Source organism: Promicromonospora sp. NPDC019610, assembly GCF_044389365.1.
Taxonomy (GTDB): Bacteria; Actinomycetota; Actinomycetes; order Actinomycetales; family Cellulomonadaceae; genus Promicromonospora.
The window spans coordinates 861,628-887,199 of the sequence record NZ_JBIRXX010000002.1 but is presented as its reverse complement, the minus strand read 5'-3'; the positions used below and the strand labels follow the sequence as shown (position 1 = coordinate 887,199).

Here is a 25,572-nt window from a genome sequence, read left to right as displayed (position 1 = left end):
CCCGCGCCCCGGGCGCCCGACCTAGCCTGGAGGCATGGACAACCGAGCAGAGGTCCGCGAGTTCCTCATGACCCGCCGCGCCCGGCTCACGCCCCAGGAGGCAGGCCTGCCCGCGGGTATGCACCGCCGGGTCGCGGGCCTGCGCCGCAGCGAGGTCGCCGGGCTGGCCGGGGTCAGCGTCGAGTACTACGCGAAGCTGGAGCGCGGTGCCCTGGGCGGCGCGTCGGCGGCGGTCCTGGACGCGCTGTCGCGCGCCCTGCACCTCGACGACGCGGAGCACGCCCACCTCCTCGACCTCGCCCGTGCGGCCGACGGCATCCCGTCGTCGGGGCGCAGCCGCCGCCGGGCCGCCCGCCCGGGGGCGCCCCGGCCGAGCCTGCAGTGGATGCTCGACTCGATCACGGACTCCGTCGCCATCGTCCGCGACCAGCGGCAGGACCTCGTCGCGGTCAACACCCTCGGGCGCGCCTTCTACTCGCCGCTGATCGGGGACGGCGGCCGGACGCCGAACCTCGCGCGCTTCCAGTTCCTGGACCCCGTGTCCCGCGAGTTCTACCCGGACTGGGACCTCTTCGCCGGGATGTGCGTGGCGATCATCCGCGCCGAGGCCGGCCGGGACCCCCACGACAAGGGCATCCAGGACCTCGTCGGCGAGCTCTCGACGCGCAGCGAGACGTTCCGCGCGCTGTGGGCGGAGCACGACGTCCGCACGCACGGCACCGGCACCAAGCGGTTCCGGCACCCCGTCGTCGGCGACCTGACCCTGGTCTACGAGGAGCTGGCCCTCACGGCCGAGCCGGGCCAGGTGATGCTCGTGTACAGCGCCGAGCCCGGGTCGCCGTCGGCCGAGGGCCTGCGCCTGCTCGCGTCCTGGTCCGCGGCTCGGCCGCGGTCGACGGCGACACCGTAGCCCGGCGGCCCGGCGGGCTCAGAGCGTCGTCCCGGTCTCCCGCGCCAGCGCCGCGAGGAGCCGGTCCTGGAACGTCACGTCGAGGGCTGCGGGGTGCGGCTGCTGCCGCTCCTGGTGGTACCAGTAGCCGCCGGTCGTGAGCGCCTCCGGGTCGTCGCTGGTGACGAGCCACTCCTGGGTGCGGTGCCCCAGCTCCAGGTCGTCCGGGGCGCCGGCCCCGCCCATCCGGGTGGGGACCCAGCCGGGGTCGACGGCGTTGCTCGACGCCCCGGGGCGCAGGCGCGCGACGGCGGCCGCCAGTGCCGTGACGAACAGCTTGCTGTCGCCGTACGAGCCGGGCGTCCGCCCCTGCCAGTCGACGCCGTCGAGCACCGGGCGGCCGCTGAAGTGCGAGCCGCTGCTCAGGTACACCAGGCGGCGGGGCCCGGGCAGCAGCGCCGTGAGCAGGTACGGGGCGACGACGTTGACCGGCATGACAGCGCGCCCGCTCCACACCCCGGCGTTGTGGATCACCGCGTCCGGCGGGGCATCCGCGGCCAGCGCGGCGGCGAGGTCGCGGACGGCGTCGCGCTCGCCGAGGTCGCCGACCACCAGCCGCGCGCCGCGGTCGACCAGCGGCCGCAGCGTCTCGGCGCGGCCCGGATTCCGGGCGTGCACCACCACGTCGTGGCCCTGGTTCAGGAGCGTGTCCGCCGCGAGGCGGCCCAGGCCGTCGGCGGAACCCGTCACGAGAATTCGGCTCATGGATGCATCATCCTCCGGGAGACGTCGAGCGGACGGAACGGGCGGGCAGCGCCCTCTCCTCCGGCTGAAGCGCGCTGGTGGGTGTGCCGGAGCTGTCGGCCCCGACGTCGCCGTGACGCGGTGGCCATGGGTTTGGCGACCTGGCGCGGTCGGGGCTGCGGTGGGGGCCGCGGTCGGCGTGACCGGGACGTCACCACCGAGACTTGTGTACCGGTGCCACGGCGTCAACGCGCGCCGACGGGCGTCGTTTACGCGCCGGGCAGAAGAACGGGCGGGTGTCAGTGACCCGGCCTAGGATCGAACAAACGTCCGCTGGAATGGTGTTGTTGACTCGCGTTGGAGTTCGAGGGGGTGGCGGTATGGGTGGGCAGTGGTGCGACGACGGAGGTCGAGCGGCCGCGACGTCTCTGGGCGGTCGCAGCGGTGGTTCGGTGGCTGTGCGCGACGGTGCTTCCGCGCGACGGGCCGGTGGTGTCGCAGGTGCGGCGTCTGGTGCACCTCTGGTGGGCGCCGCGGCGTCCGGGTGTGCGGTGCCCTTTGCGCATGCCGTGCCGTCCCGGCGTGCCGTCTCCGACGACGATCTTGCGGACGGCACCATGCCCGACGACACCTGGCTCGCCGCGCTCTTCGCCGAGGGAGAGGCGCTGTTCGGCGAGCGTGACCGACTGCGTGCCTCGGGGGCGCCGGTCGAGCCGGAGCGGTGGCCCGTCGAGGCGCTGGCCGGCGCGCCGGGCGCCGAGCTGGCGTGGGTGGTCGCGGAGTACACCGGGCTGGGCACCGCGCTTGGCGTCGGGCAGGCTGCCATGGCTGCCGGCGGACCCGTCGTCGCTGAGGCCGGATCGGCCCCGCTCGACGCGCTGTCCGACGACCTGCTGGGGGAGCTGGTGGTCGCGTGCAACCGGCTGCAGTCGTGGGCGGCGGGTGTGCAGGCGCGCGTCGTGGGGGAGTTGGCGGCGCGGGAGACGAGTCCGTTGGCGCACAGCTCGTTGGTCGGGCAGGTGACGGCCGAGCTGGTGATCACTCAGGCTGAGGGGTCGGAGGTGGTGGTGCGCGCGGAGTCGGGTGCGGAGCATCCGTCGGTGATCACGGCGCTGGTCCAGGGGCGGATCGATGTGCGTAAGGCGCACACGTTGTTGCGGTCGGCGGCTGATCTGACGGTGGTGGAGCGGGCGGAGGCGGTCGAGCGGTTTCTGCCGCAGGCTCCGTTTCGGACGTGGCGGTGGTTGCGGAGCAAGTTGCTGGCGTTCGCGAAGGCGCGGCACGGCGCGGAGGAGTCCGCGAGGGCTGCGGCCCTGGACCGGAGCGTGCAGGTGGATCGGGCGGAGAACGACATGGGCTGGGTGTCGGCGTATCTGCCTGCGGTGGATGCTGCGGCGGTGTGGGGTGTGGTGGACGACATGGCGCATCAGCTGCGGTACACCGCGGGTGAGGAGCGGACGTTGGGTCAGCTTCGTGCGGACTGCCTGACCGGGATCGTCACGGGCCGGCTGGTGCCGGGGAACCGGTTCGCGGCGACCACCCAGGCCGAGGGCGGTTCGGGGGAGACGTCCGGGAGCGTCGACGAGTCGGTCTGTTCGTGTGGTGGCGGGGCGTCTGTGGTGCGGGAGCCGGTGGTGCGGGTGACGCCGACGCGGCCGGTGGTGCGGGTGACGGTTCCGGCGAGCACGCTCCTGGGCCTGGATGATGGCCCGGGTGAGCTTGATGGGTTCGGTCCGATCCCGGCGGAGACGGCGCGGCTGATCGCTCAGGACGCGACGTGGCAGCGGCTGGTGACCGACCCGGTCACCGGAGTGCTCATCGACTACTCCACCACCAGCTACACGCCGGGCAAGGTGCTCCGTGCGGCGGTGGAGGCCAGGGACGGGACCTGCACGTTCATCGGGTGCGACACCCCGGCGACGACGTGCGACCTGGACCACATCGAACCCTTCGACCATGACCGTGATCGCGCCCGCGACGCCGGTGCTGGACCTGCTGCCAGGGGTGAGGGTGCGCGTGGGCAGACCAGCGCGTCGAACCTGCATGCCCTGTGTCGTCGGCATCACCTGCTCAAGACGCACGCGGGCTGGGGCGTCGAGCGTGACCCCGTCACAGGCGTCACGACCTGGACCACGCCCGCGGGCAGGGCGCACACCCGGCAACCATCGGTGCTGGACACCGGGATCGACCTGGACCAGGTGGACCCCGGTACCAGCCAGGACCTGACGTTGCGTGCCCTGGCCGGACGTCGGCTGCCCCGCGTCTACATCGAGACAGCACCGAGGGCTGTGCCCACAGCCGCACCCACGGCGGAACGCGCACCGGCCGCCCGCGGCGTCTCACCCGGACCCGGCGTCCCGCCGTTCTGAGGCGCGCCCACCACACGATGCCGCCGGACACCCGATCTTCATCCGCGCTTCCGTTACAGGACCGCGGTCTCGTAATTCGCGGCCATCTGCGGGGAGTTCCATATCGATATCGCCAGTCGCGATATCCCGCCGGCCACCGGTCGGCCTCCCGAAAGGAACGCCCATGCGCGCCCGCGCACTCCCGGCTCTGGGCCTGCTCGCCCTCGGCACCACCGTCCTGCTCACCGGCTGTTCCGGCACCACCTCCGACGGCACCGCCTCCGCCGACGCCGCGGCCTCGGACCCCGACGCCCCCATCACCTTCGCCACCACCCCGCTCGGCGACGACCCCGGCGCCGAGAACCCCATCAAAGCGTTCGCCGGTCTGGTCGAGGCCGAGACCGGCCGCGAGGTCGAGATCGTCGACGTGCCCGACTACACGGCCGTCGTCGAGGCCCTGCGCAACCACCACGTCGACATCGGCTTCATGAGCGGCTTCCCGTCCGCGCTCGCGGTCAACACGGGGGAGGTCGACTCGCTGGTCGCGTGGCCGGGCAACGACGACCCGGTCTCGACCTGCCTCGTGCTCGACGGCTCACCCCTGAAGTCGCTCGCCGACATCACACCCGAGACCGTCGTGGCGTTCGCCGACCCGGCGTCCAGCTCCGGCTACTTCATGCCGGTCGCGATGCTGCACGACGCCGGCCTGGAGCAGGACACCGACTACACCCCGATGTTCAGCGGCGGGCACGACATGAGCTTCACCGCCCTCAAGGAGGGTCAGGTCGACGTGGCCTGCACGTCCACGATCTTCCCGGCGATGGCGGGCCTGGGCGAACCGATGTTCCCGTTCGAGAAGGGCGAGACCCGCTCGATCGGCGAGAGCGCCTCGATGCCGGTCGCCGTCACCGTGCTCGCCGACCAGGAGCTCGCCGACGACAAGCGCGAGCTCCTGAAGCAGGCCCTGCCGAAGGTGTTCGTCGAGGAGAACGCCGACGCCCTCGGCGCGATGTTCGAGGCGATGCAGGGTACGGAGCCGATCGTCGACCCCGACCCGTCGATCTTCCAGCCCTTCGTCGACATCGCCGCGATCGCCGACGTCGACATCTCGGACCTGGGCTGAGCATGACCGGCCCAGCACTCGTCTCGGTGCGCGACCTGCGGGTCGCCTACGGCGACGGTCCGCTCGTGCTCGACGGCGTCGACCTCGACCTGTTCCCGGGCGAGATCGTCGCGCTGCTCGGCTCGTCCGGCTCCGGCAAGTCGACCCTGATGCGCAGCCTCACGGGCTTCGCGCCGATCACCGGCGGCTCGGCGAACGTCGTCGGGCACGACCTGACGAACCTCCCGCGCCGCCGGCTGCGCGACGTGCGCGCGTCGGCCGGCCAGGTGTTCCAGCAGTTCAACCTGGTCGGCCGGCTCAGCGTGCTCACCAACGTGCTGACCGGGGCGCTGCACGACGCCGGCCCCCTCAACCTGGCCGGCGGGTTCACCGGCGCGCACCGACGACGCGCGCTGGAGCTGCTCGACCGCGTCGGCATCGCCCACAAGGCCACCGAGCAGGCGCGCTCCCTCTCGGGCGGCCAGCAGCAGCGCGTCGCGATCGCCCGCGCGCTCATGCAGGAGCCGCGGATCATCCTCGCCGACGAGCCCGTCGCCTCGCTCGACCCGAGGATGTCGCACGCCGTGCTGGAGCTGCTGCGCGACATCGCGCACCAGGACGGGATCCCCGTGCTCGTGAGCCTGCACGTGCTCCCGCTCGCGCTGGAGCACTCCGACCGCATCGTGGGCCTGCGGCACGGCAAGGTGCTCGTCTCGGCCCCGACCGACCGGCTCGACGCCGCGGCGCTCGACGTGCTGTACAGCCACGACGAGGAGGCCCACCGTGTCGACGGTCTCGTCTGATCCCGCCGCCCCGGCCGCACCCGGGCGTGGTCCGAGCCGCGGGAGTCGACCGAGCCGCCGGACCACCTCGGAGCCGCAGCTCGACCCGCGCACCCGCGCCCGTCTGGAGCGTGCCGTCAACGTGCCCCGCGCGCGGTTCCTGCTCGGCCTGCCCGTCGCCGCCGTCCTGCTGGTGTGGTCGTTCGTCGGCGCGGAGTTCGACTTCGCGAAGCGCGGCGAGGGCACCGTGAACATGGGCGACTTCCTGCTCCGGCTCTTCCCGCCGACGTGGGACAGGTTCGGCACCATCGTCGAGCTGCTGGTGGAGACGCTGCAGATGGCGATCGTCGGCACCGTGCTCGGCGCGGTCCTCTCACTGGTGGTCGCCTTCGGCGCGGCGTCGAACATCGCGCCGCGCTGGCTGTACTACCCGACGCGGTGGGTCATGAACGTGATCCGCTCCCTGCCCGACCTCGTGTTCGCGCTGATGTTCGTCTCCGCCGTGGGGCTGGGGCCGTTCGCCGGCATCCTCGCCATGACCGTCGGCTCGATCGGCTCGATCGGCAAGGTCTTCGCGGAGGCCATGGAGGCCGTGGACGACGGCCCGGTGACCGCCGTACGCGCCGTCGGTGCCTCCCGGCGGCAGGTCGTCCAGTACGGGGTGCTGCCCCAGGCCGGCCCGCTGCTGGTGTCGTACACGCTGCTGCTCTTCGAGGGCAACGTGCGCGGCGCGACCATCCTCGGCATGGTCGGCGCCGGCGGCATCGGCCTGGAGCTGACCACCGCCATGCGCATGTACGACTACGGTCATCTCAGCGCGATCGTCATCTGCATCATCGTGCTGGTCACGGTCATCGACCAGGCCAGCGCCGTCATCCGAAGGAAGATCACATGACCACCACCCCCGCGCTCACGCTCAGCGCGCCCGTCAACCTGCGCGACCTGGGTGGCATCCCCGTCGCCGGCGGCGTCGTCCGCGAGGGCTTCGCCCTTCGTGCCGACGACCTCGCCCTGGTGACGGGCGACGTCGCCCGCGGCCTGGTCGACGGCGGCGTGCGGGCGATCATCGACCTGCGCTCGACCGACGAGCTCGGCGTGACCGGCCGCGGCCCGCTCGGCACGCACTCGAACGTGACCTACCACCACGTGCCGCTGCTGGCCGACATCGGCGTGGCCGCCGGCGAACCCGGGGCGCGCCCCGCCGGATCCGGCGCGACACCCGCCGGGATGGCCGCCGAGATGATGGACCAGACCAGGTTTGGCCGGATGTACCTGCGGATGTACGAGGGCGCCGCCCCGCAGATCGTCACGGCCCTCGCGATCATCGCCCACGCGCCGGGCACCGTCGCGTTCCACTGCGCCGCGGGCCAGGACCGCACCGGCGTGCTCGCCGCGTCGCTGCTGCTCGCGCTCGGCGCGGACCAGGACCACATCGTGGCCGACTACGTGCGCACCGGCGAGAACTCGGCCGCCGTCCTGGCCCGCATCTCGCCGGTGATGCGGCCGCTGATGAGCCGGTTCGGCATCGAGCTGGACGCCGCGGCCCTGGCCGCCGTCGGCACGGAGTTCTCGCCGGCCCCGATGCGCGAGCTGTTCGCGGCGCTCACCGAGCGGCACGGCGACCCGCTGGCCCCGCTGCGGGCCGCGGGGCTCACCGACGGGCTCGTCGCCCAGCTGCGGGCCCGGGCCCTCGCGGGCACGGGTGCTGCGTCGGGCGCGGCGTAGGTGGCCGACGACGCCCAGCGCGGCCCCGGCCGCCCCCGCGCCCAGGGGCACGACGAGCGGATCGTGGACGCCGCCGTCGAGCTGCTGGAGCGCGGGGAGGAGGTCACGGTGAGCCGCGTCGTGGAGCGCAGCGGCGTCAGCCGCGCGGCGATCTACCGCCGGTGGCCCAGCATGACCGACCTCGTCGCCACCGCCCTGGACCGGGGTCGCGCGCCGCACACCATCCCGCTGGAGGGCGACCTCCTGCAGAACGTGCTCGACGCGTACACCACCTCGTCGTACGCCACCTCGTCGTCCACCACCTCGTCGTACGCCACCTCGTCGTCGGCGGCGCGCGAGACGTACTCCGAGGAGCGGTTCCGGCTGCGCATGCGGCTGGCGATGACGGACCGCAAGCTCGCCCAGGCGTACTGGCGGTCGCACGTCTCGCGGCGGCGCGCCGGCATGGTCGCGGTGCTGCGGGCGGGGATCGAGCGGGGCGTGCTGCGTCCCGACATCGACGTCGACGCCTGCATCGACCTGGTCAACGGGGTCTTCTACTACCAGTTCGTGGTGCGCGGCGTGACCCTGGACGACCCCGAGGCGCTGGCGCGCTGCCGTGAGGGTATCCGGGTCGCGTGGCGCGGTATGGCGGCGCAGGCCGGGTGATCTCCGGGCCGGTGCTCCCCGAGACGGCTCGTTTTCCTTGCGGCGTCTTGCTCAGGTGACCTAACTTCTGCTCAACCGAACAGAAACGGAGCACGTCTCATGCCCCAGTTCTTCCTGACCATGCCGCACGACACGGCCGACGAGCCGACGATGGAGTCGATGCAGGAGATGGACCCCGCCGAGCTCGAGGCGATGATCGCCGCGGTCGACGCGTTCAACACCGCGCTCAACGAGTCCGGGTCGTTCGTCACCGCGGGCGGGCTGCACCCGCCGTCGACGGCGGTCACCGTCGACGCGACCGGCGCGGAGCCCGAGCACGTCCCAGGGCCGTTCGTGGACGCGCCGCAGTACGTCGGCGGGTTCTGGATCGTCGACGTCGCCGACCAGGAGGCCGCGCTCGGCTGGGCCGAGCGCGCGTCGGCGGCCCTGCGGTCCCGGATCGAGGTGCGGGCGCTGCAGGAAGAGCCGCAGTAGCCCGGCTAGAGTCCTGGTCATGCAGACAGGCCGGTCCTTCACGACCACGGCGCGCCGCGCCCAGATCGTCGAGGCGGCGGTACGGGTGATCGCGCGCGAGGGCCTGTCGAAGGCGACGTTCGGGCGCATCGCCGCCGAGGCCGGCCTGTCCAGCCCGGGCATGATCAGCTACCACTTCGCGGACAAGGACGAGCTGCTCACGGTGCTCTGCGACACCGTGCTCGGCGACTGCGTGGCCGCGATCGAGCAGGCCGTGGCGGCCGCGGGCTCTCCCGAGGGCGGGCTCGCGGCCTACCTGACGTCCTTCGTGCGGTGGCAGGACACCCATCGCGACGGCGTCAACGCGCTGTGGCGGCTGTCCGCGGGGTGGAAGCGCCCGGGGGAGCCCGCCGCCTTCGACGAGGCGCTGCTTCGCGACCCCCTCCTGGGCGTCCTGCGGGTGGGCAGCGCGGCGGGCACGGTCCGCCCGGTGCAGGTCGAGTGGACGGCGCACGCGATCCTCTGCGCGGTCGAGGGTTACCAGCAGGCGCGGGAGGACGACCCGGGGCTCGATGCGGACGCCTTCGCGCAGGCGCTCGTCGACCTCTTCGAGCGGGGCCTGACGCCGCGCTGACCTGCCCGGCCCTCGATCCGGTGTCACGATGGCGCGTATGAGCGAGACGAGAGATCTTCCGGTCCTGGTGGGCGTGGACGGTTCGGAGTCGGCCACGCAGGCCGTCCGCTGGGCGGCTCGTGAGGCTGCCGGGCGCGGCGTGCCGCTGGTCCTCGTCAGCGTGTGGTCGCCGGTTCCGCCCGGCGTCCCGCACGCGGCCCCGCTCGGGTCGTACGAGGACGCGCTGATCGAGCAGGGCACGCTGTGGCTGGACGACGCCGCCGCTGCGGCGGCCGAGGCGGCCCCCGGTGTCCCGGTGACCACGCGGCTGGCCGTCGGCTCGGTGGCGGGACAGCTTGTCGGCAGGTCGGCGTCGGCCGCCCTGGTGGTGCTGGGCTCGCGCGGCCTCGGCGGGCTCACCGGGCTGCTGGTCGGCTCCATCGCGGTGGCCGTGGCCACGCACGGGCACTGCCCCGTCGTGGTGGTGCGCGGCACGCCCGCGCAGGAGGGTCCGGTGGTCGTCGGCGTCGACGGGTCGCCCACGAGCCGGGAGGCGATCCGCTTCGCCTTCGACGCCGCCGCCCTCCGCGGCGCGCCCCTGGTCGCCGTGCACGCCTGGAGCGACGGGCCGGGCCTCGGCCGGCGGAGATCCCAGGACCTGGGCACCCAGGACCTGGGCACCCAGGATCAGGCCACGCAGGAGCACGGCGCCCAGGCCCTGGACCGCTGGCTCGCCGACGCGCGGGCGGACCACCCGGACGTGCGCGTCGAGCGGGTCGTCGCCCCCGACGGTCCCACCGCCGCCCTGCTCGACCGGGCCAAGGACGCCCGGCTCGTCGTGGTGGGTTCCCGTGGGCGCGGCGGCTTTCGCGGCCTGCTGCTGGGCTCCACCAGCCAGGCCCTGATCTACCACGCCCCCTGCCCGGTGGCGGTCGTGCCGCCGGCGGAGTGACGGGCGCCACGTACCGGGTTCCCCGCATGGCTTGACGCGGGTGCCCGAAGGATTAAGTTAGGTCAGGCAAACCTAAGTTGCACCACGCCGTCCGGTCCGGGCGGCGTTCCTTTCGCCTGCACGAGGAGCCTTCCGCATGCCCTCACACCTGCCCGCAGTGACGCAGCCAGTGCCCACCGCACCCTCGGGTCCGCGCCACGACACGACCGCGCTCCTGCGCGGGGCCACCGCGAGCACCTATGCGGACACCGTCCGCGCGGTCTCCGACGACATCGCCGCCCGGCTCACCTCCGTGACCCAGCCGTTCTCGGGCGCCAGCCGCTCGGAGCTGCAGGGCCTGGTGGACGCCGTCGACCTGGACGGCCCGCCGTCGGGCACCCGGGAGGCGCTGCGCGAGGCCGCGGACCTGTACGCGCAGCATGCGATCTGGTTCCACGAACCCACCTACGCCGCCCACCTGAACTGCCCGGTCGCGCTGCCCGCCGTCGGCGCGGAGACGATGCTCGCCGCGATCAACACCTCGGTCGACACCTACGACCAGTCCACGGTCGCCACCCTCATGGAACGGCGCCTGGTCGAGTGGACGGCGGGCCGCATCGGCTTCGCGCTCGACGGCGACCTGCCCGACGGCGGCCGCCCCGGCGGCGCGGACGGCATCTTCACCTCCGGCGGCACCCAGTCCAACTTCCAGGCCCTGTTCCTGGCGCGTGAGCGCGCACGCCGCGACGGCGTCCGCCTGGAGTCCATGCGGATCCTCGCCACGGGAGCGAGCCACTTCAGCGTCGCCAAGTCCGCGCTGCTGCTGGGCCTGCCGCGCGACGCCGTGGTCGAGGTCGGCACCGACGCCGAGGGCCGGATGAGCCCGGACGCCCTCGGCCAGACCCTCGTCGACATCGAGCGCACGGGCGACACGGTGGTCGCCGTCGTCGCGACCGCCGGCACCACCGACCGCGGCCGCATCGACCCGCTGGTCCCGATCGCCGACCTGTGCGACGCCGTCGGCACCTGGCTCCACGTCGACGCCGCCTACGGCTGCGGCCTGCTGGTCAGCCCCACACGCCGGCACCTGCTCGACGGCATCGAGCGGGCCCGCAGCGTCACCGTCGACTTCCACAAGTCGTTCTTCCAGCCCGTCTCCTCCAGCGCCCTGATCGTGCGCGAGCGGCCCGACCTCGCCCCCGTCACATGGCACGCGGACTACCTCAACCCCGCTGAGAACGCGGAGCTGAATCAGGTCGACAAGTCCCTGCAGACCACACGCCGCTTCGACGCGCTCAAGCTCTGGGTCACGCTGCGCGCCCTCGGGGCGGACGGCGTCGGCGCGCTCGTCGACGCCGTCTGCGACCTGGCCGCCGCCGTGCACCAGGACCTCGCCGGAGACGCCGACCTCCGCCTCGTCGGGGGCACCGACCTGTCCACCGTCCTGTTCCGCTACGAGCCCGACGGCCTCGACCCCGAGCGTGCCGACGCACTCGTGCCCCAGGTGCGGCGCGTGCTGTTCGACTCCGGCCGCGCCCTGGTCGCCAAGACGGTGATCGACGGCCGCCCCTGCCTCAAGCTCACCCTGCTCAACCCCGACGCCACGCTCGCCGACATCCGCGGCGTCCTGGAGCTCGTCCGCTCCGCCGCCCACGGGCTGCTCGCGGGAGAGGCGCTCGCGGACACGGACGAGCCGCCGTGCCGGGACGTGCACCCGCGGCTGGCGCGGGGCGAGGGGGAGGCCCGATGAGTACGGATCACGCCAAGGTCCACGACCTGCTCGGCATCGGCATCGGCCCGTTCGGCCTCGGCCTCGCGGCGCTCGCGCAGCCCCTGGACGACGTCGACGCCGTCTTCCTGGACCAGCGCGACGGCTTCTCCTGGCACGCGGGCATGCTCATCGAGGGCACCACGCTGCAGGTCCCGTTCCTGGCCGACCTGGTGACGATGGCCGACCCGACGTCGCCCTACTCGTTCCTCGCGTGGCTCAAGGCGACGGGGCGGCTGTACCCGTTCTACATCCGCGAGTCGTTCTACCCGCTGCGCGCCGAGTACGACCAGTACTGCCGCTGGGTGGCCGGGCAGCTCCCGACGCTGCGCTGGGGGCGGCGCGTCACGGGCGTCGTCCGGGTGTCGGACCCGGCGGGCGCCGGTGACGACGGCGCCTACCTGTTCGAGGTGACCGCGGAGACCGCCCACGGTGTCGAAAAATACTGTGCCAAGCACCTCGTGCTGGGCACCGGCACCCAGCCGCGGCTGCCCGCCTTCCTTGCTGCCCTGGAGGCCGGTCCCGGCGGCACGGCCGGTCCCGTGGTGCACACCAGCGAGTACCTCCCGCGCCGGGACGACCTGCGCGCAGCGGGCTCGGTCACGGTGGTGGGCAGCGGGCAGTCCGCGGCCGAGGTGTACCGCGACCTGCTGGAGGGCTGCGGCACCGGGCCGGGGGAGCACCGCGTGGACTGGGTGACCCGCTCCCCGCGGTTCTTCCCGATGGAGTACACGAAGCTGACGCTCGAGATGACGTCGCCCGAGTACACCGACCACTACGTCTCGCTGCCGATCGAGCAGCGCGACGTGCTCGGGCGCGAGCAGCGCAACCTCTACAAGGGCATCAGCGGCGACCTGATCGACGACATCTACGACACCCTGTACCGCAAGTCCGCGCTCGGGGCCGAGGTGCCGACCACGCTGCTGTCCGACACGGAAGTGGTCGCGGCGCGGTTCGACCCTGCGGGCCCGGGCGCCGGCGGCCCCGACGGTGGCGGCGAGTACGTGCTCACCCTGCGCCACGCCCAGCTCGGCACGACGGCGGAGCACCGCACCCGCGCGATCGTCGCCGCGACGGGCTACGCCGCCTCGGTGCCGGCCTTCCTGGCGCCCGGCCTGGTCAACCTCGACGCGCACGGCCGCTACGCCGTGGCCCGCGACTACACCGTGGACGACGACAGGCGCATCCACGTGGTCAACGGCGAGGAGCACACCCACGGCGTCACCGCGCCCGACCTCGGCTTCGGCGCCTGGCGCAACTCCGTGATCCTCGCGAACGTCACGGGCCGCGAGCCGTACCCCATCGAGCGCCGCATCGCCTTCCAGCAGTTCGGCCTGCCCGACGGCGGGGCCGTGCGACCGCAGGCCGAACCCCGCCCGGCCGAACCCCGCCCGACCGACAACGAGATGGAGGCCGCCCGGTGAGCGCCCCGACGACGGTCCACACGTTCGCGACCCCGACCCGCCTCGGCGAGGTGACGCTCGAACCCGTCGACCCCGTGCGCGACGCCGAGCTGGTGCAGCGCTGGCTGGCGCACCCGGCGTCGTCGTTCTGGCAGATGAGCGAGCTGCACGTCGACGACGTCCGCGAGTACCTGGCCGGCATCCAGGGCCGCCCCGGCGAGGACGCGTGGCTCGGCCGCCTCGACGGCGAGCCGGTGTTCCTCACGGAGACGTACGACCCGCGCGTGCCGCTCGACGGCGTCCACGACACGCAGCCCGGCGACCTCGGCATGCACCTGCTGGTCGCCCCGCCCGCGACGCCGCGGCACGGGCTGACCGACGCCGTGATGACGGCGGTGATGCGGTTCTGCCTGTCGGGATCCGGCACCGACACGGACTCCGGGGCGGGCCGCGGCGCCCTCCGCGTCGTCGTCGAGCCCGACGTCGGCAACCGGAAGATCGCCGCCAAGAACGCGGCCGCCGGGTTCCGTGTGCTGCGCGAGGTGGACCTCGGCCGCGGCGTGCACGCCAAGCGCGCCGCCCTGAGCGTCGCGACGCGCGCCGACTTCGCCGCGTCCGCGCTGGGCGGCGGGTTCGCGGCGGACGGCGGCGGGGACGGCTCGCGCCGCCAGCCCGCGACCCACCGGCCCGACCCCATGATCGCGACGCACCTCACGGCGCCGCTCATGGAGCACGCCCACCGGCACCTGGCCGCCAAGGCCCTGGCGGAGCTGGCCCACGAGCGGCTCTTCGCGCCGGAGAGCGACGGCACCTCGAACGAGAGCACGGCAGCCGGCGCCTACCGCCTCGACCTCGACGGCGTCACCTACCGGTTCACCGCCCGCCGCTACGCCCTGGAGCACTGGGTCATCGACCCGGCGTCCATCCGCCGCACGGCCGACGCCGGTGTGCGGGGCGCCGTCGTCCTGCCCGTGGACGCGCTGGAGCTGATCGCGGAGCTGCAGCCGCTCCTCCAGGTACCCGACGCCCTGCTGGCGACCTACCTCGAGGAGCTGTCCGCGACCCTGGCCAGCGCGGCCGCGAAGCGGGAGCGCGAGCTCGACGGCACCACGCCCTCGGTGGCCGGCCTGCTGGAGGCCGCCCGGACGGCGTCCGGCGCGCACGCCACCGCCGAGGCGTTCCAGCAGGTCGAGGCCGCGATGTCCGAGGGGCACCCGAGCTTCCTCGCCAACAACGGCCGCATCGGCTTCTCCCTGCGCGACTACCGCGCCTACGCCCCGGAGCGCGGCGAGCGCCTGCGCATGCTGTGGCTCGCCGCCCGCCGCGAGCACACCCACCTCGCGCTCGCGGCCGACCAGACCGAGGCCGGGCACTACGGCGCCCCCGGCACCCCCGGCGAGCTGTCCGACGCCGAGCGCGCCGCCTTCGCCGACCGCCTCGCCGCCCGCGGCCACGACCCCGCCGACTACCTCTACCTGCCCGTGCACCCCTGGCAGTGGGAGCACCGCGTGGCCGTCACGTTCGCGGCCGACGTCGCGCGCGGCGACCTCGTGCCGCTCGGCCCCGGCTCGGACGAGTACCAGGCCCAGCAGTCGATCCGCACCATGTTCAACCGCACGCGCCCCGAGCGGCACTACGTCAAGGTGGCGCTCGCGATCCAGAACATGGGGTTCCTGCGCGGGCTGTCCCCGGCCTACATGCGCGCCACCCCGGCGATCAACGACTGGGTCGCCGACCTGGTCGGCGGCGACGCAACCCTGCGCCGCGCCGGGTTCGGCGTGCTGCGCGAGCTCGCCTCGGTCGGCTACACGGGCGACGTCTACCACCGCACTCCGCAGCCCAACCCGCACCGCAAGATGCTCGCCGCCCTGTGGCGCGAGTCGCCCGTGCCCCGGCTGGCGGACGGCGAGCGCCTCGTGACCATGGCGAGCCTGCTGCACCGCGACGCGGGCGGGGCGTCGTTCGCCACGGGCCTGGTCCGCGAGTCGGGTGTCGCGCCCGAGCAGTGGCTGCGCGCCTACCTCGACGCCTACCTCTACCCCCTGGTGCACTGCCTGCTGACCTACGACCTCGCGTTCATGCCGCACGGCGAGAACCTCATCCTGGTGCTGCGCGACGGCGTGGTGCAGCGCGCGATCATGAAGGACATCGGCGAGGAGGTCGCCCTGCTGGGTCACGGGCCCCTGCCGGGCGGTGTCGAGCGCATCCGTGCAGCCGTGGACGACGACGAGAAGGCGCTCGCGATCTTCACCGACGTGTTCGACGGCGTGCTGCGGCACCTGGCGGGCATCCTCGCCGAGGACGGTGTGCTGGCCGAGGACCGGTTCTGGGCCCTGGTCGCCGAGACGATCGACCGGCACGCGGACGAGCACCCCGACGTGCGGGCCCGGACGGGGATCGACCTGCGGTCCGCGCGGTTCGCGCACTCGTGCCTCAACCGGCTCCAGCTGCGCAACACGCTGCAGATGGTGGACCTGACCAACCAGTCCGCGTCGCTGATCTACGCGGGTTCGCTCGCGAACCCGGTGCGCAGAGAGAGATGAACCCGGAGAGATGATAGAGAACGTGGACTTCGACCTGTTTCGTGACGACCTCGGCATCCCGCACGTGCGGGCCGCGACCGAGACGGCGCTGGCCTACGGCCAGGGCTGGGTGACCGCCCAGGACCGCGGGCTGCAGGTCGAGGCCGACCGGATGCGCGCCGAGGAGCGGTACGGCGAGCTCGCCGGCGCGGCGGGGGAGGCGTGGGACCGGTTCGCCGCGAGGGAGCGGCTGGCCGCCACGGCCCGCGCGATCCACGACGCCCTGGCCGGGCCCGAGCGCGCGTGGCTGGCCGCGTACGCGGACGGCGTCAGCGCCGGGCTGCTGGCGGGCGGCCGGGACGTGCCGGAGCTGGCGGGGGTGCCGTTCCGGCCCTGGGCGCCGTGGACGCCGATCGGCGTGTTCCTGGCGAGCCACGTCCTGTTCAACGGGTTCCCGGGCGTCCTGTGGCGGGCGCACGTGGCCCGGCACCTGCACCTCCCGGGCGTGCCGCTGGACCGGGTGCTGGGCCTGTTCGTCGCCGACGGCGGCTCCGGGTCCAACGCGTGGGCGGTGCACGGCCGGTTCACGGAGTCGGGCAGCCCGCTGGTCGCGGGCGACCCGCACCGCACGCTGGAGCTGCCCGGCCCGTACCAGCAGGTCAGGCTCGCGTGCACCGATCCGGCCGCGCCCTACGACGTCGTCGGCCTCGCCTTCCCGGGCGTGCCCGGCGTGCCGCACTTCGGGCACGCGGTGGACGGCGCGGCGGGGCCGGGCGGGCGCCCGGCGTCGTCCGTGGCCTGGGGCATCACCAACGCCCTGGCGCACCACGTCGAGGTCGTGTCCGACGGCGTGGACAGCCGCGGGGCCGAGAGCTGGCGCCTGCACTGGCCGGCCCGCGAGCTGTCCGACGTCGGCGTGGGCGCGTGGCGCGCGCTGCTGCACGCCCGCACCGCCCGGGACGTCGCCGACGCGTTCGGCGGGTGGGTCGACCCCGTCAACCGCGTGCTCACCGCCGACAGCACCGGCGAGGTGCTGAGCCTGACGGCGGGCAAGGTCCCGGCGGTGCCTCAGGGTGCGCCGGAGCGGGCGCTGCCGACCGCAAAACCGGCGGACGGCTACGTGGACCTCCCGGCGCCCGCCCGGGTGACCGAGATCGCCGTCGACGCGAACGAGCGGCCCGTGACGCAGCGGCCCGCCGCGCGCGACGGCCGCCCGGGCACCGGCCCGCGCGACCTGCGGCCGGGACGGGAGGCGCACGACCTCGGCTGGTCCTACCCGCCGTACCGCGCCGAGCGCATCCGCCAGCTCCTCGCCGCGGCCACCGGCCCGGAGTCGCCCGCCACGCAGGCCCGCATCCACGGCGACACCCGCGACCTCGGCGCCGCCGGGCTCGTCGAGCACCTGGCGCACGACACGTCCGCGGCCGCCGTCCGCCTGCGTTCCTGGGTGGCCGACGGCGCCCACGTGGACGCCGCCTCCACCGACGCGGCCCTGTACATGCGCTGGCGCGACGCCCTGGCCCGCCGGCTCGCCGCACATCCGGTGTTCGCAGCGCTGCACGAGCCGCACGGGCAGGACCCGGCGCTGATGCCGGTGCTCGGCGGCGTCTTCGACGTCCCGACGGCGGTCGGGGCCGGTCTCGGGCGGATCCTCGCGGCGGACTGGCTCGTCGTCGAGGGCCCGGGCGGGCGGCGGCTGCGGATCGACGCCGACGTGGAGGCGAGCGGGGCGCTGGCCGAGGCGGCACTCACGGACCAGACCTGGGGCGACCTGCACGTCCCTGCTCCGCTGCTGCCGGTGCCGGACCTGGTCGCGCCCGCTGTGCCGGGCCCTCCTCCCGGAGTGACGCCCGCGCCGGTCTCGGGCAACAACGAGACGGTGCGCTGCACGGGCGGCGCGCCCGGGGTGTCGCCCACCGCGTACCGGGCGTCGGTGGCGCGGTACGTCTGGGACCTGTCGGACCGTGCGAACAGCCGGTGGGGCGTGCCCTTCGGCGCCGACGGGCACCCCGGCAGCCCGCACTTCGACGACCAGCACGCCACGTGGGCCGACGCCCGCACCGCCGCCGTCGTCACCGACTGGGACCGGCTGCGCCCGGTGGACACCAGCCTGCGGCTGCTGAACGGGCCCCGCGGCGCGGAGGTGTGGCGTCGCGACTTCGGCGCGGACGGCGTCGTCACCGTGCACGTGCTGGACCCGGACGCCGATGCCGACCTGCTGCACGGGTGGTTCACCCAGCCGCGCGCGGCGTTCTGGGGGATGGGGGAGCACACGCGCGACGAGGTGCGCGACACGTACGCGTTCGTGGACTCCCTGGAGACCCACCACGCATACCTCGTGCGGTGGGACGGCGAGCCCGTGGTGCTCGTGCAGGCCTACCACCCGGAGCACGACCCGATCGGCACCGCGTACGACGTGCGGGAGGGCGACCTGGGGCTGCACTTCTTCCTGGGCAGCCGCGGCCCGGTCGCCCGGCACGGGGCGCCCGCGGACCCCTGGTCGGTGCTCGGGCCCGCGGTGCGCGGCTTCCTCTTCGCCGGGGCGGGCACCCGCCGCGTGGTCGGGGAACCGGATGCGCACAACGAGAAGGCCCTGCGCAGGATGCTGGCGATGGGGTTCACCGCGGGCGAGGTGGTCTCGTTCGAGTCGCCGCACGGGCCGAAGACGGCGCGGATGGCGTACCTGACGCGGTAGCGTCGCGCCATGGTCACCGCACGCACCCTGCTCGTCCGCCCGCCGTCGCCCGCCCTGGCCGATGGCGAGCTGACGCACCTCGAACGCGTCCCCGTCGACGTGGGCCTGGCCGCCCGGCAGTGGGCGCGCTACGTGGACGTGTTCCGCGACCTGGGCTGGGCGGTGCGGGAGCTGCCCGCGGCCGCCGCCCACCCCGACGGCGTGTTCGTGGAGGACACGGTCGTCGTGTTCGACGGCCTCGTCGTGCTGACGCGCCCCGGGGCCCTCTCCCGGCGGGGCGAGGTCGAGTCGATGCGGCCGGTGGCCGGTACGACGGGCCGCGAGGTCGCCGAGATCGCCGCGCCCGGCACCCTGGAGGGCGGCGACATCCTCAAGGTCGGCCGCACCGTCTACGTGGGGCGCACGACCCGGACCGACGCCGAGGGCGCCGCGCAGCTGCGGGCGCTGCTCGAACCGCGTGGCTGGCGTGTCGTCGAGGTGCCCGTGACCCGCGCGCTGCACCTCAAGTCGGCCGTGACCGCCCTGCCGGACGGCACGGTGATCGGGTACGAGCCGCTCGTCGACGACCCGGGCGTGTTCGACTCGTTCCTGGCCGTCCCCGAGGCCGAGGGCACCGCCGTCGTCGTGCTGGACGAGACCACCGTGCTGCTGTCGGAGTCCGCGCCGGCCACCGCGGAGCTCCTGCGGGGGCGCGGGCTCACGGTGCTCACCACGCCGGTCACCGAGTTCGAGAAGCTCGAGGGCTGCGTCACCTGCCTCTCCGTGCGGGTGCGCTGACCGGCACGTGACCCGGTTTCCGGGCCCGTTCGCCTGTGGTGCAGGTCACAGGAAAGAAGGTGCTTACCGAAACTAACAACTTGCGCCCGGCGGGATAATGGCTGTGATGCCTCCCACAGACGAACGCTCGAATCGATCCGATCCTTCTTCTGACCCCAGCACTCCGCCCGGCGACGAGCGCAGCACCTTCGCCTCGATCCGCCGCCTGTACCCCTACGTCCGCCCCGCGCTGCCGCGGCTGATCGGCGGCCTGCTCGCCTCCCTGGGCGCCAGCCTCATGGCGCTCGCCATCCCGCGCGTGCTGCAGTGGGTCACCGACGGCCCGCTCACGGCGGGCGCGCGCGAGCACGACTGGACAGGCCTGATCTGGTCCGTCGTGCTCGTGGCCGTGCTCGGCGTGGGCGAGGCCGGCCTGATCCTGCTGCGCCGCACGCTCGTCATGTTCCCCGGCACGCGCGTCGAGGCCGTGATGCGCATGGCCCTGTTCAAGCACCTGCAGGACCTCCCGGTCGCGTTCCACGACCGCTGGCCCGGCGGACAGCTGCTCAGCCGCATCATGGGCGACCTCGGCCTGCTGCGCCGCTGGCTCGTGTTCGGCATCCTGCAGCTCGTGGTCAGCTTCGTGACCATCGTCGTCGGCGTCGGCCTGCTCGTGGCCACGGGCGGCTGGCTGGGCATCATCTTCCTGTGCGGCGCGATCCCGGTGACCATCCTGGCGTTCCGGTTCTCGCGCAAGTACCGGAAGATCTCCCGGCTCTCGCAGGACCAGTCAGGCGACCTCGCCACCACCGTCGAGGAGTCCGTGCACGGCATCCGCGTGCTCAAGGCGTTCGGCCGCGGCCCCGACGCCCTGGACTCTTTCACCGACCAGGCGTCCGAGCTGCGCGAGACCGAGATCCGCAAGGCCACCACCGACGCCGGCCTGACCACCGCGCTGCGCGTGATCCCCGAGGTCACACAGGGCGTCGCGCTCGTGGTCGGCGTCTACCTGGTGGCCCAGGGCGACATGACGCTCGGCGCCCTGGTCGCGTTCTTCACCACCACCGCGGTGATCAACGGCCCGGTCGTCGACCTCGGTATGACGCTGTCGATGACGCTGAACGCACGCACCGCCGTCGACCGGTTCTTCGAGGTGATCGAGACCGTCAACCCGCTCACGGACCCGCCGCGGCCCGCGGACCTGCCGCCCGTCAGCGTTGGACCCGGCGCGGGCGGCGGGGGCGGGCACGTCGCCTTCCGCAACGTCACCTTCCGGTACGACGACGCCGAGCGCCCCGTGCTCGACCAGGTCGACCTGGAGCTGCCGCCCGGCACCACCACCGCGCTGGTCGGCCTCACCGGATCCGGCAAGTCCACCCTCGCGATGCTCCCGCCCCGGCTCTTCGACGTCACCGCGGGCGTGGTCGAGGTGGACGGCGTCGACGTGCGCGACATGACCCGCGCCCAGGTGCGCGAGCGCGTCGCCGTCGCCTTCGAGGACCCGACCCTGTTCTCCGCCTCCGTCCGGGACAACGTGCTGCTCGGCGTGTCCGACGACGTGCCGGAGGCCGAGCGCGAGGCCCTCCTGACACAGGCCCTCGACGTCGCCCAGGCCCAGTTCGTGCTGGACCTGCCCGACGGCGTCGGCACCCGCATCGGCGAGGAGGGTATGTCGCTGTCCGGCGGGCAGCGGCAGCGCCTCGCCCTGGCCCGCGCCATCGCCGCCCGGCCGCGCGTGCTCGTGCTCGACGACCCGCTGTCCGCCCTGGACGTCACCACCGAGGAGGCCGTCACCGCCCGCCTGCGGGACGTGCTGCGGGACACGACCAGCCTGGTCATCGCGCACCGCCCCTCGACCGTGGCCCTGGCCGACCGGGTCGCCGTGCTGCAGGGCGGGCGCATCACCGCCGTCGGCACGCACCACGACCTGCTGGCCACCGACCCGCACTACCGGTACATCATCTCGAGCCTCGAGGAGGACTACGAGGCGCACGAGCCCGAGAGCCAGGAGGCGCTGTCATGACCGCGACCACGGAGACCACCCCGGAGGCAGCGGGCCGCCGTCGGCCCACCGACGCCGCCGCGGACGACGAGACACGCCTCGGCACGGAGGCGTCGCACGCCGTCCGGCGCCGCTCCATGCAGCTGCTCGGCGACCTGCTGCGCCCCCACAAGCGGGCCCTGGCCTGGGCCGCCGTGCTCGTGGTCGCGTCCACGCTCGGCCAGGTCGCCGGGCCGTGGCTCGTCGCCGTGGCCATCGACAAGGCGGTGCCCGCGCTGCAGGACGGCTCGGTCACGCCCCTGGTCCTGACGGGCGCCGGGTACCTCGCCGCGGCCGTGCTCGGCGGCGTCGCCGCCGGCGCCTACGTGCGGGCCGCGGCCCGCATCGCCCAGGCCGTGCTGCTCGACCTGCGCCGTCGCGTGTTCCGCCAGACGCAGCGGCTCTCCCTGGAGTTCCACGAGTCGTACACCTCGGGCCGCATCATCTCCCGGCAGACCTCCGACCTGGAGGCGCTGCGCGAGCTGCTCGACGGCGGCCTGACCGGCGTCGTCTCCTCGCTGCTGCTGATGGTCTTCACCTTCGTCAGCCTGCTGCTCATCGACTGGCGCTCCGGCCTGGTGCTCGCCGTCGCGTTCGTCCCGGCCTGGCTGCTCACCCGCTGGTTCCAGCGGATGTCGCAGCGCTACTACCGGGAGCAGCGGACGGCGTCCGCCCGGCTCATCGTCAAGTTCGTCGAGACGATGACCGGCATGCGCGCCGTGCAGGCCTTCCGCCGCGAGCCCACCACCGAGGCGGACTACGGCAAGCTCGGCGAGGACTACCGCGACGCCAACCTGCAGATCTTCGGCGTCAACGGCCGGTTCCAGCCGGGCCTGATCCTCATCGGCAACCTGACGGTCGTGGCGGCGCTCGCCGTCGGCGGCTGGCGCGTGCTGGACGGCGCGATGGAGGTCGGCGTGCTCGCGGCCGTGCTGCTCTACTGCAAGCGGTTCTTCCAGCCCGTGCAGCAGCTCGGCATGTTCTACAACTCCTTCCAGTCCGCCACGGCGGCGCTGGAGAAGGTCTCGGGCCTGCTCGCCGAGGAGCCCACCGTCGTCGAGCCCACGCACCCGACGCCGCTCGCGGCCGTGGGCGAGCGGGCGCGCGGCGAGCTGCGGCTGGACCACGTGCGGTTCCAGTACGGCGACGGACCCGTGGTGCTGCCCGACCTGGACCTCACGATCCCGGCCGGCCAGACCGTGGCCGTGGTCGGCACCACCGGGGCCGGGAAGTCGACGGTGGCGAAGCTGGTGACGCGGTTCTACGACGCGTCCACGGGCGCGGTGCGGCTGGACGGCATCGACGTGCGCGACCTGGCGTCCACCGACCTGCGGCGTGCCGTCGTCATGGTCACGCAGGAGGCGTACCTGTTCAGCGGGTCCGTGCGGGAGAACATCGCGCTCGGCCGGCCCGGGGCGAGCCAGGCCGAGATCGAGGCGGCGGCCCGCGCGGTGGGCGCGCACGAGTTCGTCATGGAGATGCCCGATGGGTACGACACCGACGTGAACAAGCGCGGCGGCCGGGTCTCCGCCGGGCAGCGGCAGCTCCTGTCGTTCGCCCGGGCGTTCCTCGCGGACCCGGCGGTGCTCGTGCTCGACGAGGCGACGTCCTCGCTCGACATGCCGGGCGAGCGGCTCGTGCAGCGGGGCCTGCAGACCCTGCTGGCCGATCGGACGGCGATCATCATCGCCCACCGGCTGTCCACCGTGGCGATCGCCGACCGGGTGCTCGTCATGGAGCACGGCCGGGTGGTCGAGGACGGCACGCCCGCCGAGCTGATCGCCGGTGACGGCCGGTACGCGCGGCTGTACGAGGCGTGGCAGGACTCGCTGGTCTGAGCTGGTCTGAGCTGGTCTCGCTGACGCGGCCTGGCCGGGCCGGGCCGCGTCAGTGGCCGCGCAGGCCCGCGGTGATCGCGGCCAGGGCCTGGTCGAGCTCGGCGTCGGTCACGCCGCCGAAGCCGAGCACCAGGCCCGTCAGGTCGGCCGTCCGGCAGTACAGCTCCAGGGGTCGCACCTCGAACCCCGCGGCGCGGGCCGACGCCCGCGCAGCGGCGGCCGCCTCCGGTCCGGTCAGCCACGTCGAGTACATCCCGGCCAGCGGCCCGGCGAGCTCGGCGTGCGGTGCCATCGCGGCGGCGACCCGGGGTGCGCGGTCGGCGTAGACGCGGCGCGCGGTGCGCACCACCTTGTCGACCCAGCCGTCGCGCAGCAGCGTCAGCAGGGCGCGCTGGTTGGGCCAGGGCGGGGTGTCGTGGGTGATCGCGCGGCGTTCGAGAAGGCGCTCGTGGGCCTCCGGCGGCGCGACCAGCCAGCCCAGCCGCAGGCCGGGGCTGACCGACTTCGACGCCGTCCCGACGTAGGCCACGCACGACCGGTCGAGGGCCGCCAGGGCGGGCACGGGGGCGACGTCGTACCGGAACTCGGAGTCGTAGTCGTCCTCGACCACCACGGCACCCGCGGCGCGGGCCGCCGCCAGCAGCGCGAGCCGGTCGGCGGCAGGCATGACCCGGCCCAGCGGGTGCTGGTGCGCGGGCGTCACGTACGCGGCGGCGCAACCGGCCAGGTCGGTGACGGGCTCCAGCGCCGGATGGTCGACGACGCCGCGCCCCGCCGTCCGGATCGTCTCCACGGCGGCCCGGTACCCCGGGTCCTCGACCAGCACGTCGCCCGGCCCGAGCGCCCCCAGGAGCTGGCGGAGGGCGTCCGTGGAGCCGCTCGTCAGCAGGATCTCGTCGGGTCCCACGGTCAGGCCGCGGGTGCGGGCGAGGCGCTCGGCGAGGGCCTCGCGCAGCTCCGGGAGCCCGCCCGGGTCGGGGTAGCCGCGCGGCGGCGTCGTCGCGGAGACCTCCCGCCAGGCCCGGCGCCAGCCCGCGAGCCGGCGCGGGTCGATCCAGGGCGTGCCCGCGTCCAGGTGCGTGTACGCGGTCGCCCGGGTGGCGGGCCGGTTCGGCCGCGGCTGCGCCGGGAGGGTCTCCCCGGAGGCGACGAACGTGCCGGCGCCGCGCCTCGTGGAGACCCACGCCTCGGCCAGGAGCTGGTCGTACGCCTGCTCGACGACGGCGCGCGCCACACCCAGGTCGGCCGCCAGGGCGCGGCTGGAGGGCAGCCGGTCGCCGGTGCTGAGCGTCCCGTCGGTCACGAGGGCGCGGACGGCCGCGGCGAGCTGGGCGGGGAGGGGCTCGGCGCGGGTGCGGTCGAGGCGGACGGGGAGCATGGTGCGGCTTTCGGGTCGGAGCGTGGTGGTAGGCGAGTGGGGGTCCGGCGGTTTGTCCATGACAGGAGTGGCTTGTTCAAGTAGGAGAGAAATGGCCCGTGTCGGTAAGCCACTCCGGGGAGAGGCTAACCGTATGACGACACAGCAGCTCACGCCGGGACCCGCCGCACCTGGTCGCCCGCAGCTCACTCGGAACACGTCCGACCTGCCCGCGCCGGACCCGGCCGCGTCCGACCAATCGCCCCCCGCCCAGCCCTCAGCCCCGCTGTCACCCACGGACCGGACCACGCCGACCCGCGGCCGCAACCGGCAGGTCGATGAGCGGGACCGGCTCATGGCGCTGCTCTCCGACGCACTGATCGCACACCTGGGGGTCGTGGCCGGGGCGCACCCGGTGGTGCTGCCCACCGCCTTCGCGGTCGACCCCGCCGGACCGGACGCCGGCGGAAGCCTGTACCTGCACGGCTCCGTCGCGGCCGGCTGGCTCGCCCCGGCGCTGGAGCAGGACGTGTGCGTCACGGTCACGGAGCTGGACGGCCTGGTCCTGGCCCGGACCGGCTTCCACCACTCGATGAACTACCGGTCGGCGGTGGTGATCGGGCGGCCCCGCCGGGTGACCGACCCGGGGGAGCGGCGCCGGGCGCTCGACCTGATCGTGGACCACATGGTGCCGGGGCGCGCCGCGACGCTGCGACCCGCAACCCGCAAGGAGCTCGCGGCGACCGTCGTGATCGCCCTGCCGCTGGCCGAGGCCTCGATGAAGCAGCGCGCGGGCGGGGCAACGCTCGAACCGGGCGACCTGGAGCTCGACGGCTGGGCCGGCGTCGTGCCGGTCCGCCGGACCGCTTCGGCGCCCGTGACCGAGGACTATGTCGCCGACCCGGTGCCGGAGCTCGTGCTACGCCGCGCCGCTGAGCTGAGCTGAGCGGGGACGGT

At 74.2% G+C, this 25,572-nt stretch carries 20 protein-coding genes; 18 read left to right on the top strand and 2 right to left on the bottom strand.

The annotated features are described in order from the left end of the window. Window positions 1-34 precede the first annotated feature (34 nt). A complete protein-coding gene (locus ACH45N_RS15625; protein ID WP_397395395.1) occupies window positions 35-910 on the top strand; it encodes a helix-turn-helix transcriptional regulator in 876 nt (291 codons plus the stop codon). An 18-nt stretch (window positions 911-928) separates the two neighbouring features. On the opposite strand, the gene ACH45N_RS15620 is transcribed toward ACH45N_RS15625, so the two are convergent. Beyond that, window positions 929-1,654, bottom strand: coding sequence for an SDR family NAD(P)-dependent oxidoreductase (locus ACH45N_RS15620; protein ID WP_397395393.1), 726 nt, complete (start codon window positions 1,652-1,654; stop codon window positions 929-931). 596 nt (window positions 1,655-2,250) lie between these two features. Between ACH45N_RS15620 and ACH45N_RS15615 the strand changes: the two genes are divergently transcribed. The 16 genes from ACH45N_RS15615 to ACH45N_RS15540 all read left to right on the top strand — a co-directional run bounded on the left by ACH45N_RS15615 (window position 2,251) and on the right by ACH45N_RS15540 (window position 23,258). Then, complete coding sequence (locus ACH45N_RS15615; RefSeq protein WP_397397475.1) at window positions 2,251-4,002, top strand: HNH endonuclease; 1,752 nt, start codon at window positions 2,251-2,253, stop codon at window positions 4,000-4,002. 163 nt (window positions 4,003-4,165) lie between these two features. Continuing rightward, entirely contained in the window at window positions 4,166-5,104 is a 939-nt protein-coding gene (gene phnD, locus ACH45N_RS15610) for a phosphate/phosphite/phosphonate ABC transporter substrate-binding protein (RefSeq protein ID WP_397395391.1), read from the top strand. Between the two features lie 2 nt (window positions 5,105-5,106). After that, window positions 5,107-5,886 (top strand): phosphonate ABC transporter ATP-binding protein, encoded by a 780-nt coding sequence (locus tag ACH45N_RS15605; RefSeq protein WP_397395388.1) that lies wholly within the window; start codon window positions 5,107-5,109, stop codon window positions 5,884-5,886. Further along, a complete protein-coding gene (gene phnE / locus ACH45N_RS15600; protein ID WP_397395386.1) occupies window positions 5,867-6,760 on the top strand; it encodes a phosphonate ABC transporter, permease protein PhnE in 894 nt (297 codons plus the stop codon). Before ACH45N_RS15605 ends, phnE begins: the two co-directional genes overlap by 20 nt. After that, the gene (locus ACH45N_RS15595) at window positions 6,757-7,590 is read left to right on the top strand and encodes a tyrosine-protein phosphatase (RefSeq protein ID WP_397395384.1); all 834 of its coding nucleotides are present in this window, start codon (window positions 6,757-6,759) and stop codon (window positions 7,588-7,590) included. The genes phnE and ACH45N_RS15595 overlap by 4 nt, the downstream gene beginning before the upstream one ends. Continuing rightward, window positions 7,591-8,238 carry a TetR/AcrR family transcriptional regulator gene (locus ACH45N_RS15590; protein WP_397395382.1) on the top strand — a complete coding sequence of 216 codons (648 nt, stop codon included), beginning with the start codon at window positions 7,591-7,593 and terminating at the stop codon, window positions 8,236-8,238. A 99-nt stretch (window positions 8,239-8,337) separates the two neighbouring features. Further along, a complete protein-coding gene (locus ACH45N_RS15585) occupies window positions 8,338-8,712 on the top strand; it encodes a YciI family protein (RefSeq protein WP_397395380.1) in 375 nt (124 codons plus the stop codon). 19 nt (window positions 8,713-8,731) lie between these two features. Further along, the gene (locus tag ACH45N_RS15580) at window positions 8,732-9,325 is read left to right on the top strand and encodes a TetR/AcrR family transcriptional regulator (RefSeq protein ID WP_397395378.1); all 594 of its coding nucleotides are present in this window, start codon (window positions 8,732-8,734) and stop codon (window positions 9,323-9,325) included. Between the two features lie 37 nt (window positions 9,326-9,362). Continuing rightward, window positions 9,363-10,256 carry a universal stress protein gene (locus ACH45N_RS15575; protein ID WP_397395376.1) on the top strand — a complete coding sequence of 298 codons (894 nt, stop codon included), beginning with the start codon at window positions 9,363-9,365 and terminating at the stop codon, window positions 10,254-10,256. Window positions 10,257-10,392: 136 nt separating this feature from the next. Beyond that, a complete protein-coding gene (locus tag ACH45N_RS15570; RefSeq protein ID WP_397395374.1) occupies window positions 10,393-11,985 on the top strand; it encodes a pyridoxal phosphate-dependent decarboxylase family protein in 1,593 nt (530 codons plus the stop codon). Then, on the top strand, window positions 11,982-13,427 hold the full coding sequence (locus ACH45N_RS15565) for a lysine N(6)-hydroxylase/L-ornithine N(5)-oxygenase family protein (protein ID WP_397395372.1): 1,446 nt from the start codon (window positions 11,982-11,984) through the stop codon (window positions 13,425-13,427). The genes ACH45N_RS15570 and ACH45N_RS15565 overlap by 4 nt, the downstream gene beginning before the upstream one ends. Then, window positions 13,424-15,949, top strand: a complete 2,526-nt coding sequence (locus ACH45N_RS15560; RefSeq protein WP_397395370.1) for a GNAT family N-acetyltransferase — start codon at window positions 13,424-13,426, stop codon at window positions 15,947-15,949. The genes ACH45N_RS15565 and ACH45N_RS15560 overlap by 4 nt, the downstream gene beginning before the upstream one ends. Before the next feature lie 22 nt (window positions 15,950-15,971). Then, complete coding sequence (locus ACH45N_RS15555; protein WP_397395368.1) at window positions 15,972-18,623, top strand: GNAT family N-acetyltransferase; 2,652 nt, start codon at window positions 15,972-15,974, stop codon at window positions 18,621-18,623. Window positions 18,624-18,632: 9 nt separating this feature from the next. Beyond that, window positions 18,633-19,400 carry a dimethylargininase gene (ddaH, locus tag ACH45N_RS15550; protein ID WP_397395366.1) on the top strand — a complete coding sequence of 256 codons (768 nt, stop codon included), beginning with the start codon at window positions 18,633-18,635 and terminating at the stop codon, window positions 19,398-19,400. Between the two features lie 106 nt (window positions 19,401-19,506). Then, window positions 19,507-21,402: an ABC transporter ATP-binding protein gene (locus tag ACH45N_RS15545; RefSeq protein WP_397395364.1), complete on the top strand. Its 1,896-nt coding sequence runs from the start codon at window positions 19,507-19,509 to the stop codon at window positions 21,400-21,402. Beyond that, window positions 21,399-23,258 carry an ABC transporter ATP-binding protein gene (locus ACH45N_RS15540; RefSeq protein ID WP_397395362.1) on the top strand — a complete coding sequence of 620 codons (1,860 nt, stop codon included), beginning with the start codon at window positions 21,399-21,401 and terminating at the stop codon, window positions 23,256-23,258. Before ACH45N_RS15545 ends, ACH45N_RS15540 begins: the two co-directional genes overlap by 4 nt. A gap of 49 nt (window positions 23,259-23,307) precedes the next feature. On the opposite strand, the gene ACH45N_RS15535 is transcribed toward ACH45N_RS15540, so the two are convergent. Continuing rightward, window positions 23,308-24,636, bottom strand: a complete 1,329-nt coding sequence (locus ACH45N_RS15535; RefSeq protein WP_397395360.1) for a PLP-dependent aminotransferase family protein — start codon at window positions 24,634-24,636, stop codon at window positions 23,308-23,310. Between the two features lie 133 nt (window positions 24,637-24,769). Between ACH45N_RS15535 and ACH45N_RS15530 the strand changes: the two genes are divergently transcribed. Then, window positions 24,770-25,561, top strand: a complete 792-nt coding sequence (locus tag ACH45N_RS15530) for a pyridoxamine 5'-phosphate oxidase family protein (protein WP_397395358.1) — start codon at window positions 24,770-24,772, stop codon at window positions 25,559-25,561. Window positions 25,562-25,572: the final 11 nt, after the last annotated feature.